Source organism: Mycolicibacterium aromaticivorans JS19b1 = JCM 16368 (genome assembly GCF_000559085.1).
Lineage (GTDB): Bacteria > Actinomycetota > Actinomycetes > Mycobacteriales > Mycobacteriaceae > Mycobacterium > Mycobacterium aromaticivorans.
This window is the reverse complement of sequence record NZ_JALN02000001.1, coordinates 3,911,399-3,930,295: the sequence shown is the minus strand read 5'-3', so window position 1 is coordinate 3,930,295 and position 18,897 is coordinate 3,911,399. Positions and strand designations below refer to the sequence as shown.

General features: G+C 67.8%; 20 protein-coding genes and 1 pseudogene. 15 read left to right on the top strand and 6 right to left on the bottom strand.

Annotated features, from left to right (window positions below; all coding sequences use genetic code 11):
• Positions 1–106 precede the first annotated feature (106 nt).
• Both Y900_RS18990 and Y900_RS18985 read left to right on the top strand, forming a co-directional pair.
• Positions 107–706 (top strand): DUF4190 domain-containing protein, encoded by a 600-nt coding sequence (locus Y900_RS18990; RefSeq protein WP_051660153.1) that lies wholly within the window; start codon positions 107–109, stop codon positions 704–706.
• 4 nt (positions 707–710) lie between these two features.
• Positions 711–1,175 carry a DUF4190 domain-containing protein gene (locus tag Y900_RS18985; RefSeq protein ID WP_036343842.1) on the top strand — a complete coding sequence of 155 codons (465 nt, stop codon included), beginning with the start codon at positions 711–713 and terminating at the stop codon, positions 1,173–1,175.
• Here the strand turns inward: Y900_RS18985 and Y900_RS18980 are convergent.
• Positions 1,172–2,140, bottom strand: coding sequence for an HpcH/HpaI aldolase/citrate lyase family protein (locus Y900_RS18980; RefSeq protein ID WP_036343840.1), 969 nt, complete (start codon positions 2,138–2,140; stop codon positions 1,172–1,174). The two genes, Y900_RS18985 and Y900_RS18980, sit on opposite strands and share 4 nt — an antisense overlap.
• Before the next feature lie 24 nt (positions 2,141–2,164).
• Here Y900_RS18980 and Y900_RS18975 point away from each other — a divergent pair, with 24 nt between their 5' ends.
• The 5 genes from Y900_RS18975 to Y900_RS18955 all read left to right on the top strand — a co-directional run bounded on the left by Y900_RS18975 (position 2,165) and on the right by Y900_RS18955 (position 7,171).
• The gene (locus tag Y900_RS18975) at positions 2,165–3,472 is read left to right on the top strand and encodes a magnesium transporter MgtE N-terminal domain-containing protein (RefSeq protein ID WP_036343839.1); all 1,308 of its coding nucleotides are present in this window, start codon (positions 2,165–2,167) and stop codon (positions 3,470–3,472) included.
• Positions 3,469–4,023, top strand: a complete 555-nt coding sequence (locus Y900_RS18970; RefSeq protein ID WP_036343837.1) for a DUF1003 domain-containing protein — start codon at positions 3,469–3,471, stop codon at positions 4,021–4,023. The genes Y900_RS18975 and Y900_RS18970 overlap by 4 nt, the downstream gene beginning before the upstream one ends.
• A 117-nt stretch (positions 4,024–4,140) precedes the next feature.
• Entirely contained in the window at positions 4,141–5,316 is a 1,176-nt protein-coding gene (locus tag Y900_RS18965) for a lytic transglycosylase domain-containing protein (protein ID WP_051660152.1), read from the top strand.
• A gap of 92 nt (positions 5,317–5,408) precedes the next feature.
• Positions 5,409–6,017, top strand: a complete 609-nt coding sequence (locus Y900_RS18960) for a VC0807 family protein (protein WP_036343835.1) — start codon at positions 5,409–5,411, stop codon at positions 6,015–6,017.
• Positions 6,018–6,028: 11 nt separating this feature from the next.
• Positions 6,029–7,171 (top strand): Mrp/NBP35 family ATP-binding protein, encoded by a 1,143-nt coding sequence (locus Y900_RS18955; protein WP_036343834.1) that lies wholly within the window; start codon positions 6,029–6,031, stop codon positions 7,169–7,171.
• A gap of 60 nt (positions 7,172–7,231) precedes the next feature.
• Here Y900_RS18955 and tatB read toward each other — a convergent pair whose 3' ends face one another.
• From tatB to sigE, 4 genes are all read right to left on the bottom strand, one after another.
• The gene (tatB, locus tag Y900_RS18950; protein WP_036343833.1) at positions 7,232–7,660 is read right to left on the bottom strand and encodes a Sec-independent protein translocase protein TatB; all 429 of its coding nucleotides are present in this window, start codon (positions 7,658–7,660) and stop codon (positions 7,232–7,234) included.
• 4 nt (positions 7,661–7,664) lie between these two features.
• Positions 7,665–9,164, bottom strand: coding sequence for a serine protease HtrA (gene htrA / locus Y900_RS18945; RefSeq protein WP_036343832.1), 1,500 nt, complete (start codon positions 9,162–9,164; stop codon positions 7,665–7,667).
• A gap of 79 nt (positions 9,165–9,243) precedes the next feature.
• Positions 9,244–9,678 (bottom strand): anti-sigma E factor RseA, encoded by a 435-nt coding sequence (rseA, locus tag Y900_RS18940; RefSeq protein ID WP_036343831.1) that lies wholly within the window; start codon positions 9,676–9,678, stop codon positions 9,244–9,246.
• 134 nt (positions 9,679–9,812) lie between these two features.
• On the bottom strand, positions 9,813–10,586 hold the full coding sequence (sigE, locus tag Y900_RS18935) for an RNA polymerase sigma factor SigE (protein ID WP_036343830.1): 774 nt from the start codon (positions 10,584–10,586) through the stop codon (positions 9,813–9,815).
• 220 nt (positions 10,587–10,806) lie between these two features.
• Between sigE and Y900_RS18930 the strand changes: the two genes are divergently transcribed.
• From Y900_RS18930 to Y900_RS18900, 8 genes and pseudogenes are all read left to right on the top strand, one after another.
• Complete coding sequence (locus Y900_RS18930) at positions 10,807–11,472, top strand: O-methyltransferase (protein ID WP_036343829.1); 666 nt, start codon at positions 10,807–10,809, stop codon at positions 11,470–11,472.
• A gap of 571 nt (positions 11,473–12,043) precedes the next feature.
• The gene (locus Y900_RS18925) at positions 12,044–12,325 is read left to right on the top strand and encodes a hypothetical protein (RefSeq protein WP_131536219.1); all 282 of its coding nucleotides are present in this window, start codon (positions 12,044–12,046) and stop codon (positions 12,323–12,325) included.
• Positions 12,326–12,422: 97 nt separating this feature from the next.
• Positions 12,423–13,100, top strand: coding sequence for a TetR/AcrR family transcriptional regulator (locus Y900_RS18920; protein WP_036343827.1), 678 nt, complete (start codon positions 12,423–12,425; stop codon positions 13,098–13,100).
• Positions 13,066–13,989 carry an ABC transporter ATP-binding protein gene (locus Y900_RS18915; RefSeq protein WP_051660150.1) on the top strand — a complete coding sequence of 308 codons (924 nt, stop codon included), beginning with the start codon at positions 13,066–13,068 and terminating at the stop codon, positions 13,987–13,989. Before Y900_RS18920 ends, Y900_RS18915 begins: the two co-directional genes overlap by 35 nt.
• The gene (locus tag Y900_RS18910) at positions 13,986–15,575 is read left to right on the top strand and encodes an ABC transporter permease (RefSeq protein WP_036343826.1); all 1,590 of its coding nucleotides are present in this window, start codon (positions 13,986–13,988) and stop codon (positions 15,573–15,575) included. The genes Y900_RS18915 and Y900_RS18910 overlap by 4 nt, the downstream gene beginning before the upstream one ends.
• A gap of 7 nt (positions 15,576–15,582) precedes the next feature.
• Entirely contained in the window at positions 15,583–16,257 is a 675-nt protein-coding gene (locus tag Y900_RS18905) for a methyltransferase family protein (RefSeq protein ID WP_036343823.1), read from the top strand.
• A gap of 85 nt (positions 16,258–16,342) precedes the next feature.
• Positions 16,343–16,499, top strand: a pseudogene (locus tag Y900_RS31770) (DUF4126 family protein); the annotation flags it as partial.
• A complete protein-coding gene (locus tag Y900_RS18900; protein ID WP_237752599.1) occupies positions 16,460–17,590 on the top strand; it encodes an NHL repeat-containing protein in 1,131 nt (376 codons plus the stop codon). The pseudogene Y900_RS31770 and the gene Y900_RS18900, both read left to right, overlap by 40 nt.
• On the opposite strand, the gene glgC is transcribed toward Y900_RS18900, so the two are convergent.
• Positions 17,587–18,801, bottom strand: coding sequence for a glucose-1-phosphate adenylyltransferase (glgC, locus tag Y900_RS18895; RefSeq protein ID WP_036343821.1), 1,215 nt, complete (start codon positions 18,799–18,801; stop codon positions 17,587–17,589). The two genes, Y900_RS18900 and glgC, sit on opposite strands and share 4 nt — an antisense overlap.
• Between the last annotated feature and the right edge of the window lie 96 nt (positions 18,802–18,897).

Sequence of the window (18,897 nt, the reverse complement as noted above, 5' to 3'; positions counted from 1 at the left end):
ACCCGCCGAAGCGGGCCGATGCCTGATGAACGTGGGGCCGCCGGCGTTGGTGCCCCAACTGCAAGCCCAGCCCCGCGCTACCTGCACATACGCTAGGTTGAACAGCATGACAGCTTCCGGCGGCGACTCCGGCGAAAAGCCGCAGAACGCGGGCGAACAGAGCCCGTCCGAGGGGACGCACGAAGCCCCGCCCATCGAACAGAACCCGGCGTCACCCGGCTACGAGACCACCCCGTCGGGCTATGAGCCCACTCCGCCGGCCTATCCCGGTTACGACGCGCCGGGTGCCTACCCGCCGCCGCCGGGCTACAGCGCGCCCGGCTATCCGCCGCCGGGTTACAGCCCGCAACCGGGCTACCCGCCGCCGTCCCCCGGCGGGTACGGGGCACCCGGCTATGGCGAGCAACCGTCGGCCTATCCGCCTCCTCCGCCGCCGCAGTACGGCGCCGTGCCGTACCAGGGCGGCTACGGCTACCCGGCCCCGGCAACGGGGACCAACACCCTGGCGATCTCATCGCTGGTGGCATCGGTCATCGGATTGCTGTGCGGGATCGGCTCGATCGTCGGCATCGTCTGCGGCATCCTCGCGCTCAACCAGATCAAGCGAACCCGTCAGGGCGGCTACGGCCTGGCCATCGCCGGGATCGTGGTGGGCGTCGCAACCCTGATCATCAGCGTGATCTGGGCGATCTACGCCTGGCGCTGACCCGATGACCTATCCCCCGCACCCGGAGGGCACACCGCCGCCGGCTGATCCGTACGCCCCGGTGGACTACCCGGCGAACTTCCCCGCGATGCCACCGCCGGTCTACCCGGCGCCCTACCCCGCACCGTCGGGATATCCGGGCTACCCATACCCGCCGGCGGCCTACGCCGGTTACGGCGATCCCTATGACCCGTACCGGCCGACCAAACCACCAGGCACCAACGGAAAAGCCATCGCCGCATTGGTGACCTCACTGGCCGGTCTGCTGTTGTGCGGGCTGCCCTCGATCGCCGGCATCATTCTCGGGATCGTCGCGATGCGCGAAACCAAGCGCACTGGCCAGGACGGCTTCGGGCTCGCGGTCGCCGGCGTGGCCGTCGGCGCGGTGATCATCGCCCTGGTCGTGCTCTACGTCGCGTTCGTCGTCATCCTCGCGGCCAGTACGACGACGTCACCCAGCAGCTATTAGCTCGGCGGGGTGAACCGCTCACCCTGACGTTGCATGCCGGCCGCCCGGCCTTTGCCGACCACCACCAGCGCCATCTTGCGGCTGGCTTCGTCGATCATCTCGTCACCGAGCATCACCGCGCCGCGGGCGCCTCCTGCCGTCGACGTGTGCCAGTCGTAGGCCTCCAGAATCAGCTCGGCGCGGTCGTATTCGGCTTGGGCGGGTGAGAAAATCTCGTTGCCGGCGTCGATCTGGTCGGGATGGAGCACCCATTTGCCGTCGTAGCCCAGCGCCGCCGCGCGGCCCGCCACTCGCCGGAACGCCGCCACGTCGCGCACCTTCAGATACGGCCCGTCGATCGCGGCGATGCCGTGCGCGCGGGCGGCGACGAGGATCGTCATCAACACGTGGTGATACGCGTCACCGACGTCGTATCCCTCCGGCTGCTCACCAACCACCAGGGTGCGCATGTTCAAGCTGGCCATCAGGTCCGCCGGGCCGAGCACCAACGCCTGCACCCGCGGCGCGGCGGCGATCGCGTGGATGTTGGCCAGTCCCTTGGCATCTTCGATCTGGGCGTCGACCCCGATCCGCCCGACCGGCAGGCCGTGGGTCAGCTCGAGCTGGGTCAGCAACAGGTCGAGAGCGTGGACGTGGCCGGCGTCGGTCACCTTGGGCAGCACAACGACGTCGAGGCGCCCGTCGCGAGCCGAGGCCACCTCGGACACCACGTCGATCACATCGGAGTACGTCCACGGCGTGGTCCAGTCGTTGACCCGCACGCCCCGCAGCTGACCCGCCCAGCCCGGGCTCGCCAATGCCGCGCCGACCTGTTTGCGGGCCTGCGCCTTGGCATCTGGCGCGACCGCATCCTCGAGGTCGAGGAACACTTGGTCGGCCGGCAATGCCTTGGCCTTCTCAATCATCTTGAGACTGCTGCCCGGAACCGACAGACAGGTTCGACGGGGCCGATAGGCGTTCTCCACGCTTACACTCCTACCCTTTCACTCATGGCGTCGGTGAACAGGGTGTACGCGGCGCGGCTGGCAGGACTGGCCGTGCTCGGTCCAGATGGCGAATCCCTCGGCCGCGTTCGCGACGTCGTGATCAGTATGAGCATCGTCCGTCAGCAACCGCGAGTCCTCGGCCTGGTGGTCGAAATGCTGACTCGCCGAAGGATTTTCGTACCGATACTGCGCGTCACCGCGATCGAGCCGAACGCCGTCACCCTCACCACCGGCAATGTGTCGTTGCGCCGCTTCGCGCAGCGGCCCGGCGAGGTTCTGGTACTCGGCCAGGTCCTCGACAGCCGGGTGCGGGTCAACGACCCCGAGCTGCCACAGATGTCCGGCGTCGACGTCATCGTCGTCGACCTGGGCATCGAGCAATCCCGCGTCAGAGATTGGGTCGTCACCCGGGTCGCGGTACGCAGCCACCGCAGGCTGGGCCGGCGTTCGACGATCCAAGTGGTGGACTGGCACAACGTGGCGGGCCTGACCCCGTCGGCGCTGTCGATGCCCGGCCAGGGGGTGGCCCAACTGCTGCACCAGTTCGAAGGCCAGCGCCCCATCGAGGTGGCCGACGCGATCCGCGATCTGCCGGCCAAGCGCCGCACCGAAGTGATCAACGCGCTCGACGACGAGCGCGTTGCCGACATCCTCCAGGAGCTGCCCGAGGACGACCAGACCGTCCTGCTGTTGCAGCTGGACACCGAACGAGCCGCCGACGTCCTGGAGGCGATGGACCCCGACGACGCCGCCGACCTTCTCGGTGTGCTCAATCCGACCGAGGCCGAGGTGCTGCTGCGCCGGATGGATCCCGAGGACTCCGAGCCGGTGCGACGCCTGCTGAGTCACTCCCCCGACACCGCGGGCGGTCTGATGACCTCCGACCCGGTGGTACTCGCGCCCGACACCACCGTCGCCGAGGCACTGGCCCGGGTGCGGGACCCCGACCTGACGCCGGCGCTGGCGTCGCTGGTGTTCGTGGTGCGGCCCCCGACGGCAACCCCCACCGGCCGCTACCTCGGCTGCGTGCACCTGCAGGCACTGCTACGCGAACCGCCCGCCAACCTGGTGAGCGGAATCGTGGACACCGACCTGCCCAGCTGCACCCCGAACACGTCACTGGCCGGGGTGACGCGTTACTTCGCCGCCTATAACCTGGTCTGCGGTCCCGTGGTCGACGAGGAGAACCACCTGCTCGGCGCGGTGACCGTCGACGACGTGCTCGACCATCTGCTGCCCGACGACTGGCGGGAAAGCTACGAGGATCCACAACTGTCCGAGCGGGCGGCCAGCGCAGAGGGGGCGACGTGAGCGACCTGTCCGCGCGCCAGCGCCTCGACACCCCCCGCTCGTCGCGTCGGCTGTCGTTCAACGTCGATCCGGAGGCCGTCGGCCGGTTCAGTGAATCGATCGCCCGATTCCTGGGCACCGGGCGCTACCTCGCTTGGCAGACGATCCTGGTCGTCGTCTGGATCGCCCTGAATCTGTTCGCGGTGCGCTGGCAGTGGGACCCCTACCCGTTCATCCTGCTGAACCTGGCGTTCTCCACCCAGGCCGCCTACGCCGCTCCGCTGATCCTGCTGGCGCAGAACCGGCAGGAGAACCGCGACAGGGTGTCGCTGGAGGAAGATCGCCGGCGCGCTGAGCAGACCAAAGCCGACACCGAGTTCCTGGCCCGCGAGCTGGCATCGCTGCGGTTGGCGGTCGGCGAGGTGGCCACCCGCGACTACCTTCGCCGCGAGCTGGAGGAGATTCGCGAATTGCTGGAATCGCTGCACTCCGAAAACGGCGGCAAGGTCAAGAAGGACAAAGCCAAGAAGGCCCGGCCGGTGGTCGAGCCCGTTGGCGACGAGGTGAGTTAGTGACAAAGGTGACCATTGGATACCACTGAGGTCACGAAGATATGTATGGTGACTTGGTTCACACAGGCGGCATGATCTGAGGACGGACGAGTGGGCATAGGAAACCGCGTCAGCCGGATGGTGCGGAAACCTGCGTTCGGAATTGCTGTGCTCACCCCGGTCGTGCTTGCCGGCGCGGTCAGCGCGGCCCCCGACCTGCCGCACGCGCCGGTGGTCGGCAAGGAAGTCATTCCGCTGGCCGCAGTGTCGCCGCAAGTCGACACCTCGGGTGTCACCGTCGTCGCTCTGACCAAGCAACCCACCAACTTTCACTTCGCCGCAGCCACCCCGGCGGCGCCACCGCCTGCGATTGTGGTCAGCTCGATCGGGTCGCTGCGCATCCCGGCGGTTCCGCTGGCGGCCTACCGCAATGCCGAACAGAAGATGTCGGTGGCCGCGCCGGGCTGCGGGCTGAGCTGGAACCTGCTGGCCGGGATCGGCCGCATCGAGTCCATGCACGCCAACGGCGGCGCCACCGACGCCCGGGGCACCGCGATCAACCCGATCTACGGCCCGACTCTGGACGGCACCCTGTCGGGCAACGAGGTCATCGTGCAGACGGTCCAGGCCGGCCGCCCGGTGTTCGCGCGGGCGATGGGACCCATGCAGTTCCTGCCCGGCACCTGGTCGCGCTACGCCGCCGACGGCGACGGCGACGGCAAGGCCGACCCGCAGAACGTCTACGACGCGGCGCTGGCCGCGGCCCGCTATCTGTGCAGCGGTGGCCTGAACCTGCGGGACCAGTCGCAGGTGCTGACCGCGATCCTGCGCTACAACAACTCGATGGCCTACGCCCAGAACGTGCTGGGTTGGGCCGCCGCCTACGCCACCGGGGTCGAGCCGATCAACCTGCCGCCGATCGTCGGGCCGGCGCCCGCTCTCGGGGACGCCCACCTGGAGAACCCGGAGGGTCTGGGCCCGGGCCTGCCGCTCAATGCCATCGGGCTACCGCCGACCGATCCGCTGGCCCAGCTCAGCATCAACAACACCGAGACGGCCGGATCGCTTGCGCTCGGCCCGCTGCCCGGCCCCGCCAGTGCGATGCCGTCCCAGCCGTGCCAGGTGATCTGCCTCGGTTCGCAGGCTCCCCCGCCGGTCGTCGCCCAGCCTCAGGCCATGCCGGACGCGCCGCCCCCGTGGCAGCCCCCGTGGCTGTCGCCGCCCCCGCCGCCGGCTCCCGAGCCGGTCGCGGAAGTGTCGGCACCCGCGCCGCTGCCTGCCGTGCACGGTGCGCTGCCGGGGCCGGCCAGCTAGCTGCACCGGGTCGAGTTCGCACAGCGAGCGGACAGCCAGCGGCGATAACGTAACGCGTTGTGAGTCAACGTAACCCGGCACAACAACGGTCGATGCGCCCCGTGCTCCAGACCGTCGCGGCTGACGTCGCACCGCCGCTGATCGCCTATTACGGACTGCGCGCGGCGGGAGTATCCGAGTACGTCGCCTTGCTGTCGGCCACGGTGTTGTCGGGCCTAAGGGTGATCTACAGCGTGGTCAGAGTCCGGCGACTGGACCCGTTCGCCGTGTACCTGCTGCTGACCTTCGGGCTCAGCCTGGTCGTCGGGTTGTCCACGACGGATCCCAAACTGGTGCTGGTGGGCAACACCGTCGTCAACGGAATCGGCGGACTGATCTTTCTGGGCAGCTGCGTGATCGGGACCCCGTTGACGCAGGTCGTCAGTGACCGATTCAGCAACGCCGACGAGGAGGCGGAGGCTGCAGACGCCGACCGTCGCCGGCGCATCCACGTCCGGCTGTCCGCGATGTGGGGTCTCGGACTCCTGCTCGAGGTCGCGTTCCGGCTGATCGTCATCGGCAAGTTCTCCGTCGACACCGCCAACGGCGTCAACTCGGTGATCACCGTCGTCGTCATCGGCGTTCTGGTGATGGCGACCGTGGTCACCGCGCGCCGCGTCAGCACTCAGGCCGTTTCCGCTGACAGGAGTCGCACAACCTAGACTCGGCCGTGATGTCCGAAAAGAACGAACTGCAGACCCAGGTGCGCATTGCGCTGGGCAAAGTGATCGATCCCGAGCTGCGCAAGCCGATCACCGAGCTCAACATGGTCAAGAGCATCTCGGTCGCCGACGACGGCGCCGTGCACGTCGAGGTCTACCTCACGACGGCCGCGTGCCCGAAGAAGACCGAGATCACCGAGCGGGTGACCCAGGCCGTCGCCGATGTGCCGGGCACCGCGGCGGTGACCGTCGCACTCGACGTGATGAACGACGAGCAGCGCACCGAACTGCGCAAGCAACTGCGCGGCGATGCGCCCGAACCGGTGATCCCCTTCGCCCAGCCCGGCTCGCTGACCCGGGTGTACGCCGTCGCCTCCGGTAAGGGCGGTGTCGGCAAGTCGAGCGTGACGGTCAACCTGGCTGCGGCGCTGGCGGCTCGCGGCCTGTCGGTCGGCGTCCTCGACGCCGACATCTACGGCCATTCGGTGCCGCGCATGATGGGCACCGACGACCGTCCCACCCAGGTGGAGTCGATGATCCTGCCGCCGGTCGCGCACGACGTGAAGGTCATCTCGATCGCCCAGTTCACCCAGGGCAACGCACCGGTGGTGTGGCGTGGACCGATGCTGCACCGGGCGCTGCAGCAGTTCCTCGCCGATGTGTACTGGGGCGACCTGGACGTGCTGCTGCTCGACCTGCCGCCGGGCACCGGCGACGTGGCGATCTCGGTGGCTCAGCTGGTTCCCGGCGCCGAGATCCTGGTGGTGACGACACCGCAGCTCGCCGCCGCCGAGGTGGCCGAACGCGCCGGGGCGATCGCGCTGCAGACCCGCCAACGCATCGTCGGCGTGGTCGAGAACATGTCGGGGCTGCTGATGCCGGACGGCACCACGATGCAGATCTTCGGCGAAGGTGGCGGCCGCCAGGTCGCCGAGAGCCTCACCCGGTCGGTCGGCGCTGATGTGCCCCTGCTGGGTCAGGTGCCGCTGGACCCCGCGTTGGTGGCGGCCGGCGATTCCGGTGTGCCGCTTGTCCTTTCAGCGCCCGATTCGGCGGCCGGCAAGGAACTGCGCGGCATCGCCGACAAGCTGGCGGCACGACGGCGCGGACTGGCCGGGATGTCGCTGGGACTGGACACCACCCGCCACCTGTAGGCGATCGCGCGAGTTGGGCGCGCAAACCGCCGCTGAGCGAACGAAAACGCGCCCAAATCCTTAGGTGGCGTCGGCGTCGAAGGGCGCGGGCGTGCCGGGAGGCAACGGCTCGGGCTTGGGCACCACGGCCTGCGGGGGCGGCGCACTGTGCGGCTTCACTGTCTCTGATGTCGCCGGCCCGGCAGCTCCCGGCGACTGGAAGGCTTCATTGATCCACGAATCGTCGCCGTCGAGAAGGTGTTTGGTGAGCGCGGCCCGCGGCGTCATACCGCGCAGCTTCTGCAACTCGCTCAGCGGCTGGCGCAGATCCTCGAACTCCGGCCCCAGGTCGTCACGCAGCTGACTGGTGGCGCCGCTGATGTAGTCACGGGCCTGCCGCAACGAATTCGACGTCCACCGGATGGCACCGGGCAGCCGCTCGGGACCGAGGACCACCAGCCCGATGACCAGCAGCACGAGCATTTCGCCCCAGCCGACATTCGCGAACATCGGGTCAGTTGTCCGGTGCGGGGTTCACCGTCAGCGTGACCTTGCGGCCATCGCGAATGACCTCGATGGGCGCGTCCTGACCGATCTTGAGCTGACGGATGGCGACCGCGAACTCGTCGGCGTCGGCGACCGTGCGGTTGCCGACCTTGACCACGATGTCGTTCTCGAGGATGCCGGCCTTCTCGGCGGGACTGCCCGCCTTGACGTTGGCCACCTGAGCGCCCTGGGCGAGGTCGTTGCTGACCGAGCGCGCCGTGAGTCCGAGCGTCGGGTGGGCCACCTTGCCGTCCTTGATCAGCGCCTCGACGGTCTGCTTGACCTCGTTGACCGGGATTGCGAACCCGAGGCCACTTGCACTGTCGGACAACGACTTTCCGGCAGTGTTGATGCCGATGACCTCAGAGTTCATGTTGATCAGCGGGCCACCGGAGTTGCCGTGATTGATGGAGGCGTCGGTCTGGATGGCGTCGATGACGGTGTCGGTGTCCGATCCCTCACCCGAGAGCGGGATGGGCCGGTGCAACGCGCTGATGATGCCGTGGGTGACGGTGCTGCGCAGGCCCAGCGGGGCACCGGCGGCGATCACCTCGTCGCCGACGTGAACCTTGTCGGAGTCCCCGAAGCGGGCCACCGTCAGGTTGTCGACGTTGTCGACCTTGAGCACGGCCAGGTCGGTCTTCGGGTCGCGGCCGACGAGGTTGGCCGGCACCGACTTGCCGTCGTTGAACACCACCGAGATCTTGAACTTGCTCGGATTGTTGGCGGCGTCGGAGATCACGTGGTTGTTGGTGACGATGTAGCCGCGGCCGTCGACGACCACGCCGGAGCCCTGGGCGCCTTCCTCGTCGCTGACCGCCTCGATGGTCACCACGGAATCGGCGACCGACGCGGCCACCTTGGCGAACCTGCCGGGCGGCACCTCACCGGTGCTGTTGGTGGCCAGCGAGACCTTCGATGTGGTGAACGCCTCGACGACCTCGGCCGTCTTGCGCCCCACCCAGCCGCCGGCGAACCCGATCAGCAGCGCGATGATGCCCAACACAGCCAGCGAGACGTAGGACACCCGCCCGCCGAACAGCACGTCACGCACGCCGAGCTTGCCGGTGGGCCCGGCCGCGACGACGGGCGCCGCCTGCTGCAGTGCCGGCGTGCCGAGAGCGGCCGCCGCCCCCGGATCCCGCCAGGGATCGTCGACGTCGTCGGAATCGTCGTCGCGCTCAGCGTCCAGCGCACCGGCGTCTGCGGGGTGCCGCTGCAGCGAGTCGCCGCCCGGGTAGGGGCGGCCGAACGCCTCCCCCAGCACGGGGTCGGGGACGTGGTCCTTGGGCTGGAATTCGACCTCCCCGCGGAATTTGGCGGGACGCAGTTCCTCGGCCACGAACGAGCCGTCGACACCCTGGGGGCGCCCGAACGTGCGGGTGGCGGCCGGATCGACGGCAGGCCGGGAGACCGGACGCGGTGCCAGACGGGGGCTGCTGCCGGAGTTGTCCTGATTGGGGCTCAAGTTCAACCTCTATCCAAGCGCTCAGCCGCGAGCGCGCGCAGTGGGACCGGGCACGACGCTGCCCGATTTCACATCCACCCTACCGGCGCTTACGCCGGTCACGGTCTGTGCGTTCAGCTAACTGATCGGCGAGTCCGGACTCCATGCCGCCGCCAGGGCGGCTCCGCCCGTCCGGCACGCTCGGATCGTCTGGCGCCGCCTGCGGGATCTGCGATAACAGCCCCAACAGGGTGCTCGGCATGCTGATCGGGTGGGAATCCCGCAACGCGGTGCGCGCCTGACTCTGGCCCTCTACCTCGGCCGCGCACTCCGGGCACAGCGACAGATGGTGCGCCGCCCGCAGATACGACTTCATCCGTAACTCGCCGTCGACATAGGCGGCGATCGCTTCGATGGACAGGTGCTCGGTGGAACCGAATTGCCGCGGCGCCCCGATGGGGGCGTCACTCTGCGAGGCGAACTGTGAGGGCAACCAGGAAAATGCTCGACGGAACATGTGTCCACGGTCGACCATCACTGCGCTCCTCTCGGGGTTCGCGTCAGCACGAGTCGTTCACCTCGCTGGTGCTGCGCCGCTAGATCGAATGTAGCGCGCGAAACCCTCGGTGACATGACATGCCGGCCACAGTTTGGCCGCTGCCCGTCGGTCTACGCCGATTCGGCGGTGAAGTCAGCCAACCCCCGCTGGCCGGAATGGGACGCCAGGTAATCACGGAGCGCCTGGCGGCCGCGGTGGATGCGGCTGCGCACGGTGCCCAGCTTGACGCCGAGCGTCGCACCGATCTCCTCGTACGACAGACCCTCGATGTCACACAAGACGACGGCGGCACGGAACTCCGGCGCCAACGAATCCAGCGCGGCCTGCAAATCCGCACCCAGTCGCGAGTCGTGGAAGATCTGCTCGGGGTTGGGCTCGTCGGCGGGAACCCGGTCGTAGTCCTCGGGCAGCGCTTCCATGCGGATGCGGCCGCGGCGGCGGACCATGTCGAGGAATAAGTTGGTGGTGATGCGGTGCAGCCAGCCTTCGAACGTGCCGGGCTGGTAGTTCTGCACAGAGCGGAACACCCTGATGAAGGTCTCCTGGGTGAGGTCCTCGGCATCCTGCTGGTTACCCGACAGGCGATAGGCCAGCCGGTACACCCGGTCGGCGTGCTGCCGAACGAGCTCGTCCCAAGACGGCATCGCCGTCCGGTCGCCGGTGGCATCGAACACCGCGGTGCCCTGCAGTTCCTCGGACGGCTCAACCCACTCGGCTTCCCCCAATTGCTCGGGGTGCGACATATGCGCCGGAGCCATCAATGTGGTGGTCGTCGGATCCTCCTGATTGACCTGCGTTGACGACTGGGTGCCGTCGACCGCATCAAGCCTGACAACGCGACCGTTGTCGGGCATATTCCCCGACCAGCGGGGGCTCTGTTCCATGCCCGCTACCGTTCCCCAAACCTGTGTGGGGGCGATTTGAGCTAACTAAGGTTTGACTAAGAAATACTTTCGTTATCGATTCGTGTCCAGGTCTTTCACTTCTGGACGGCGCGTCATCCTTGACGTCCCGGCCCGACCCCTCGGACCGGCCGATTCGGCGCTCGCCGGCGCCGGGCGCGCCTGCCCACCCGCCGATCCAACTGCGCCTACGCTGCTGAGAATGGCCACCAACGAGGACCAAACAGGCCAGCCTGAGGCCAGCCGCGCCGACCGGATACTCGCCCATGCGGAGGGTTCGATCTCCGAGGACGCCATTGTCGCGGCCGCCCGGGAGCGAGCTGTCGACGCCGGCGCCGGAGCGGTGACACCGGCGGTCGGAGCGCTGCTCAGCGTACTGGCCCGGCTGTCCGGCGGCAAAGCAGTTGTCGAGGTGGGCACCGGTGCCGGCGTGAGCGGACTGTGGCTGCTGTCGGGGATGCGTGACGACGGCGTCCTGACCACCATCGACATCGAGCCCGAGCACCAGCGCATCGCCAAGCAGGCGTTCACCGAGGCCGGGATCGGCCCGTCGCGCACCCGGCTGATCGCCGGCCGAGCCCAGGAAGTCCTGACCCGGCTGGCCGACGAGTCTTATGACCTGGTGTTTCTTGACGCCGCACCGTCGGATCAGGCCGATTTCATCGTCGAGGGCATCCGCCTGCTGCGCCCGGGCGGCGCGATCGTCGTGCATCGCTCCGCGCTCGGCGGCCGCGCCGGTGATCCGGCGGCCAATGACGCCGAGGTCGCGGCCGTGCGCGAGGCGGCCCGGCTGATCGCCGAGGACGAGCGCCTCACCCCGGTGCTGATTCCGCTGGGCGACGGAATCCTGGTCGCCGCCCGCGACTGACCCGACAGCGCAGTGCACGCTCCGTTCACGCTCGACGTTTGCTGATATTCAACGAGCGTGCAGATTGCCTGGTACTTCTTCGTGCCGTCCCGCACGGGAAACTCCCCTTACCTGCAATAACGTGACGTCCGCCGAGCTGGCGAGGCTGCTAATTCTTAGTTAGTAATACGTTGCCACAATTCCACCAAGCTGAATTCCAGCAAACTCTCCTAAAGTGCAGTTGTCCCCGCCTTCGACTCAATAGGATTTTCACCCGTGAGGTCATCGCGAGTGCGGGCGACTCTGATGGACAAGAGTCATCGCATACGCGTTTGCCTTGCTGTTTATGTGGGCACTCTCGCGCCAAAGTCGGTGCGAGGCAGAAGCATTACGTGGATGTGTCCGGCCGTTAACGGGTGACAGCGCACGGTATTTCCGGGGGGAGAGAATGGATCCACGGTTAAGCCCCGTGATGGCGGCGACATTGTTCGCGCCGTTTGCGCTCCTCGGAATTGCCGCGGTGGTTTTCGATCTCTCGCAAAGTCGCCGTAACCGCCGCGACGGCGTCTTGGCCACGTGGGGCGATCTGCGCATGACGACGAGTTTGCTCATCGTGGGCCGTGGCCGGAGCGCGGCGCGAATCCCGTTGGCCGGCCTGGCAGCAACCGTCACCGAGACCGGCTCCTCCGGCGACCCGACCAGCCATCGCGTCCGGGTCGTCATCGATCACATCGCCGGCGAATCGTTCTGCCGCGAGCAGCCCTACTCCTACGGATCGATCGGCGCCGCCCGGACGTTCGAGATCCTGCTCAACCGCGCAGCCCGGCCTACACACACGGCCGTCGAGACAGTCGCCTTGCGCACTGCCGCCTGAGAGGCGTCCGCACGGGGCGACCGGCCTACCACCAGTTCCACACGTCGATACAGTTGGTGCTTGACCGCCGATTGAACAAGTGTTTAGCATCCTAAACATGCGTTCAGCCGACCTCACGACCGTGGCCCGGATTCGCGATGCCGCCATCGAGCTGTTCGGCGCCCGCGGATTCGACGTCGGGGTGCGCGCGATCGCCGAGACCGCCGGGGTGAGCCCGGGGCTCGTCATCCACCACTTCGGGTCGAAGGACGGATTGCGCCAAGCGTGCGACGACTACATCGCCGAAGAGATCCGCAGCGAGAAATCCGAGACCATCCGTTCCACCGACCCGGCCACCTGGCTCGCCGCGGCCGCCGAGATCGAATCGTTCGCGCCGATGATGGCCTACCTGGTGCGCAGCATGCAGACCGGCGGCGAGCTGGCCAGAAACCTCTGGCGCACCATGTTCGCCAATGTCGAGGGCTACCTCGACGAGGGTGTCCGCGCCGGCACGATCAGGCCGAGCCGAGACCCGGCCGCACGAGCGAAGTACCTCGGCATGGCAGGTGGCGGCGCGTTCCTGCTCTACCTCCAATTGCATGACAACCCGTCGGATTTGCGGGCTGTTCTGCACGACTACGCCAACGAGATGATGTTGCCCGCCCTCGAGCTCTACACCGAGGGCCTGCTCACCGATTCGACGATGTTCGACAGCTTCGCCGCGCACGGCGAAATTGTGACCCACACCGAGGGAGAACAACATGACGACGGCATCGGCACCGACAGCGCGGACTGACACCGCGGCGGTCGAAATCCACAGTCTGGTCAAGACTTTCGGTCGAACCCGGGCCCTGGACGGCATGGACTTGACCGTCCGCGCCGGTTCGGTCGCCGGCTTCCTGGGTCCCAATGGCGCGGGCAAGTCCACCACCATCCGCATCCTGCTGGGGCTGCTGCGCGCCGACGGCGGCCACGTGCGTCTGCTGGGCGGTGACCCGTGGCACGACGCGGTGGCGCTGCACCGGCGCATCGCCTACGTACCCGGGGATGTGACGCTGTGGCCGAACCTGACCGGCGGTCAGGTGATCGACTTCCTCTGCGGGCTGCGCGGTGGTGCGGACCCCCGCCGCCGGGACTGGCTGATCCAGCGCTTCGAACTCGACCCGAACAAGAAGGCCCGCACCTACTCGAAGGGCAACCGCCAGAAGGTGGCGCTGGTGACAGCTTTCGCCACCGAGGCCGACATCTACATTCTCGACGAGCCAACATCGGGCCTCGACCCGTTGATGGAGAACGTCTTTCAGGAATGCGTCCGCGAGGTCGCCGATCGCGGCGCGGCGGTGCTGCTCTCCAGCCACGTCCTGGCTGAGGTCGAAAAGGTCTGTGACACAGTCACCATCATCCGCGCCGGACGCACCGTGCAATCCGGGCCACTGGCCCAGCTCCAGCACCTGATGCGCACCACCGTGACAGCTCGCACGCACCGCGATCCCACCGTGGTGACTCGATGGCCGGGCTTGCACGACGTGAACATCGTCGACGGTCAGGTCCGGTTCACCGTCGGCCGCGACGCGCTGGACGCGACGATGGTGCATCTCACCCAGCTCGGGATCGCGGACCTGACGGTCACGCCGGCTTCCCTGGAAGACCTGTTCCTGCGCGAATACCGGACGCCGGCATCATGATCGCAACCACACCCGCGCCGTCCCGGCTGACCGGAACCGGCACGCTGGTCCGCTTCGCCCTGCGTCGCGATCGGATCCGGCTGACGGCGTGGATCTGGGCGCTGACACTGATGTTGGTGTACGCCCCGAACGCGATCAAACTCGCCTACCCGGATGTGGCGCAGCGCCAGGCCCGCGTGAACCTACTCAAGACCCCGGCCGGGATCATGTTGGGCGGACCGATGTTCGGGGTCAACGAGACCGACCTCGGCGTCATGATGGCCAACGAGCTGACCCTGACATTGATGGTGGCGGCATCGATTCTGTCGATACTGACTGTCATTCGCCACACCCGCGCCGAGGAGGAAAGCGGAGCCGCCGAACTCGTGCTGTCCTCGATCGTCGGTCGTCATGCCCGCACCGCCGCCGCCCTGATCCTCATCGTGCTGGTGAACGCTGCGCTGTCGGTGACGATGACGATCGCCATGGCCGCCAGCGGCTTCGCGGTGGTCGACACCGCGGCGATGTGCTTTGGAATCACAGCTGTGGCAACCGTTTTCGGAGCGTTCGCGGCGCTGAGTGCGCAATTGTGGCGGCAGGCCAGAACGGCCAGCGGAGCAGCGCTCGCGACACTGGCCGCGGCCGTCCTGGTCCGGGGTGCGGGCGACGTGATCGACAACTCCGGCAGCGCGCTGAGCTGGTTCTCCCCCATCGCATGGGCGCAGCAGATGCGCCCCTTCGTCGCGTTGCGGTGGTGGCCTCTCGCGCTGCCGGCCGCCCTGGCCGTCGCACTCGTCGCAGCCACCGTGGCGCTGGAGAGCCGCCGCGAGTACGACGACGGTGTCCTGGCGTCCTCCGGCGAGCACTCCCGTGCGCGTCCGGTCGGCGGGGTCTTCGGTCTACAGCTGGTGATTCACCGCGGCCTGACGGTGGGCTGGGCGATCGGACTGCTGTTAGCCGGTGCGGCGTTCGGTTCGATGACCAAGTCGCTGCTGGACGCAGCCAGAGGCAATGAGCTTCTGGCCCGGGTGCTTTCGGCGCAGGGCACCGACGGCGTGTACACGACCATGACGCAGTTCCTCGCCGCGGCGACCACCGCGTATGTGGTCACCGTCGTGGTGCGGCTGTCCCGCGACGAGGAGTCCGGAATCGGTGAGGCGGTGCTGGCGGGTTCGGTGTCGCGCTGGGCCTGGTTGTTGTCGGCGGTCGGCGCGGGGCTGACCGATGCGGCCGTGCTGCTGGCCTGCGCGGGCCTGGGTAACGGCATCGGCGCCGGTGTGACGTTGGGCGAGCCCGCCACGATCCTGCGGTTGACCTTGGCTGCGCTGGCCTTCCTGCCTGCGATGGCGGTGATGGCCGGCATCGCAGCCCTCGGCGTCGCGTTGCGTCATCCTGGTATCGGCTGGCTGGCGGTCACATTCGTGGTCGTTGCGTTGTATCTCGGAGCGCTGCTGAGGTTGCCACGATGGCTGATCGAGGCCTCCCCGGTGGGTCGTACCACCGCACCGTCATCGGTTCCCGTTGCGGCACTGGGCGTGATGGTGGCGGTCGGCGTGGCGGTCACATTGATCGCCGGAACCGTCTACCGCCGCCGCGACGTGGTCTAGGAGAGCCATGGGCACGTCACCTCGTATCGCGATCTCGTCGATCGTGGGCATCGTGGCCTTCGCTGTGCTGCTGTTCGTGCCCGCGGGGACCGTGAGCTATTGGCAGGGTTGGGCTTTCCTCGCGGTGTTCAGCGTCGCAAGTCTGGGCCCGACGCTGTATTTGGGCCGGAAGTACCCGGAAGTCGTCGAACGGCGCGCCCATGCCGGCGTCAATGCAGAAACCCGGCCCGTCCAGAAGGTCGTGATCGCCGGGACGTTCGTGGTGTTCGCCGCGATGCTGGTGGTGCCGGCCCTGGACTACCGCTTCGGCTGGTCGCACGTGCCTGCGTGGTTGTCGGTTGCCGGCGACGTGCTGGTGGCCGCCGGCCTGGGCTCGGCGATGTGGGTGGTGGTCCAGAATCACTACGCCTCGGCCACCATCACCGTCGAGGAGGGTCAACCGCTGGTAAGCACGGGGCTGTACGGCGTTGTGCGCCATCCGATGTACTCCGCCAACGTGATCCTGATGATCGGGATCGCGCTGGCGCTCGGCTCGTATTGGGCCCTGCTGCTCGTCATCGTGGGGCTGCTGCTGATGGCGGCGCGAATCCTCGACGAGGAGAAGATGCTCGCCGAGGAGCTGGACGGCTATCGGCAGTACACCCGGAAGGTGCGCTACCGGCTGGTGCCCCTGATCTGGTGACCACTTGAATCATCGTGGATGCCACGAAATCTCGTGGCCGACGCGTCATCCTGGATGCGGGACCGTCCCGGCATGAGGAGTCGCCATGGAGTTGATGACCGGCTTCGGGCCGGCCACCGCCGCGGGCCTCGACGCCAACATCGCGCTGCTGTCGCTTGCGCTGCTGGGCCTGGTTCACCGACCTCGTCACCCTGCCTGCCGGGTGGGCGTGGCTGGAGAACGGCGGGGTGATCGGCATTGTCGTGCGGCGCCCGGTTTAGCCGGCAGCCGGGTGGGGCACTGTGCGCACGTGGGCCGCCGCATTCGAACTTCTCTGTGTGTATTGGCGATCGGATGCTCGGTGGCGGCCGGGTGCGCCAGTCAACCCCAACCCGTCACCACGACGCACGCCCCGCCCGCCGAGCCGGCCAGGGCAGGTCCGCCCACCGCGGCGCCGGTCGGCATCGTCGTCCCGCTCGGCAACGCACCGGAAGGCGTCGTCGTCGGCACGTCGGGAATCGCGGCTGTCGCGGTTCGGGACCCTAACGGCATAGTGCTGTTCGACGCCGCCACCGGCAGGGAACGCCAACGGATCCCGACCCCGAGCGCCGCGCGCCACCTGAGCCTGGCCGGTCCGGACGGCCCCGTGCTGGCCCCGTTGGAGGGGACCGCTGAGCTCCTCGAACTGAACCTCATCGACGGACGCATCACCACCACCGTTACCGGCGTCGGACGGCAGCCGCACGACGCGGCGGCGACCGCGTCGGGAACCATCGTGGTGACCAACGAAGGCGGCGGCGGCGTGCTGTTCGTCCGCGACGGTCGGGTGGTCGGGTCACTGCCGGCCGGTCCTCCGCAGCCCGGTGGCGTCGCGGCCGTCGGCAACTACGCAGCCGTCGCCGATGTTCAGGGAAACGGGGTGTGGGTGTACGACGGCTCGACCCGCCAGCTGGTCAGCCAGGCTCCGGTGGGGGCCAAGCTCACCCACGCGGTCTCGCTTTCCGGTGATCTGGCTGCGTTCGCCGACACCGACGGAGGGGCCGTCTACATCGAACACGTCGATCCGAAGGTGAGCCAGGTGGCCAGAATCGATGCCCCGGGTAAGCCCTACGGGCTGGCCTACGACGCCCGGCGCCACCGCTTGTACATCACCCTTACCGAGCGGAACGCGGTGCGGGTGGTCGATGTCGCAGACCCGGCGGCCAGCCGGAACCTCGCCGATGTAGCCACCGTACGTCAGCCCAATTCTGTTGCCGTCGAACCGAATTCCGGCGCCATCGTGGTGACCGGAAGTGACGGAGGTGGCAGCAGCAGCGTCCAGATCATCGGCCCGGAGCAGCTTGCGCCCGGTTAGATCCAGACGCCCTTGCCGACGGCCACCACGCCGCCTGCGCTGATCGCGAACCGGTCGCGGTCCTTCTCCAGGTCCACACCGACCATCTCGCCGGGGCCGACCACCACGTTCTTGTCCAGGATGGCGTGCCGGACCACCGCGCCGCGGCCCACCCGCACGCCGGGCATCAGCACGCTGCCCTCGACGATGGCGCCATCCTCGATCGCGACGTTGCTCGACAGCACCGAATTGCGCACCGATGCCGCGGAGATGATGCTCCCGGCGCCGACCACGGACTCCTGGGCCGAGCCGCCGTTGACGAACTTCGCAGGCGCCAGGTTCTCCGACTCCCCGCGGATCGGCCAACGCTTGTTGTAGAGGTTGAACACCGGGTGCACCGACACCAAATCCATGTGGGCGTCATAGAACGCGTCCAGCGTCCCGACGTCGCGCCAGTAACCGTGGTCGCGCTCGGTGGCGCCGGGGACTTCGTTGTTGCTGAAGTCGTACACCGCGGCCATGCCGTCGGACACCAGCCGCGGAATGATGTCACCGCCCATGTCGTGATCGGAGTTGTCGTCGTCGGCGTCGGCCCGGATGGCGTCGATGAGCACCTTGGTGGTGAAGATGTAGTTGCCCATCGACACGAAGGTCTGCTCGGGATCATCGGGCGTACCCGGCGGGTCGGCCGGCTTCTCGATGAACTCCCGGATGCGGCCGGACTCGTCGGCGTCGATGCACCCGAATGCGTGCGCCTCGGCGCGGGGCACGCGGATACCGGCGACGGTGGCTCCTGCCCCGCTCTCGATGTGGAACTTGACCATCTGCTCGGGATCCATCCGGTACACGTGATCTGCACCGAAAACCACGATGTAGTCCGGATCCTCGTCGTAGATCAGGTTCAGCGACTGGTAGATCGCGTCTGCCGAGCCGGTGTACCAGCGCGGGCCGAGCCGCTGCTGGGCCGGAACCGGGGTGATGTATTCACCGGCCAGGCCGCTCAGTCGCCAGTTCTGCGAGATGTGCCGGTCCAGCGAATGCGACTTGTACTGGGTGAGCACGCAGATGCGTAGGTAGCGCGCGTTGACCAGATTCGACAGCACGAAATCGATGAGGCGGTACGCGCCGCCAAAAGGAACCGCCGGCTTGGCCCGGTCTGCGGTCAGCGGATAGAGCCGTTTGCCCTCGCCGCCTGCCAGGACGATGCCCAGCACATGTGGCAGTTCCCTCATGAAAACCAACCTATCGGCACACGCAACCGACGGCTAGGCCAACGCCCCTATTGCAGGTCGTCGTGTCGCGGCCGAAGCGACTTCGGATCGCGCGCA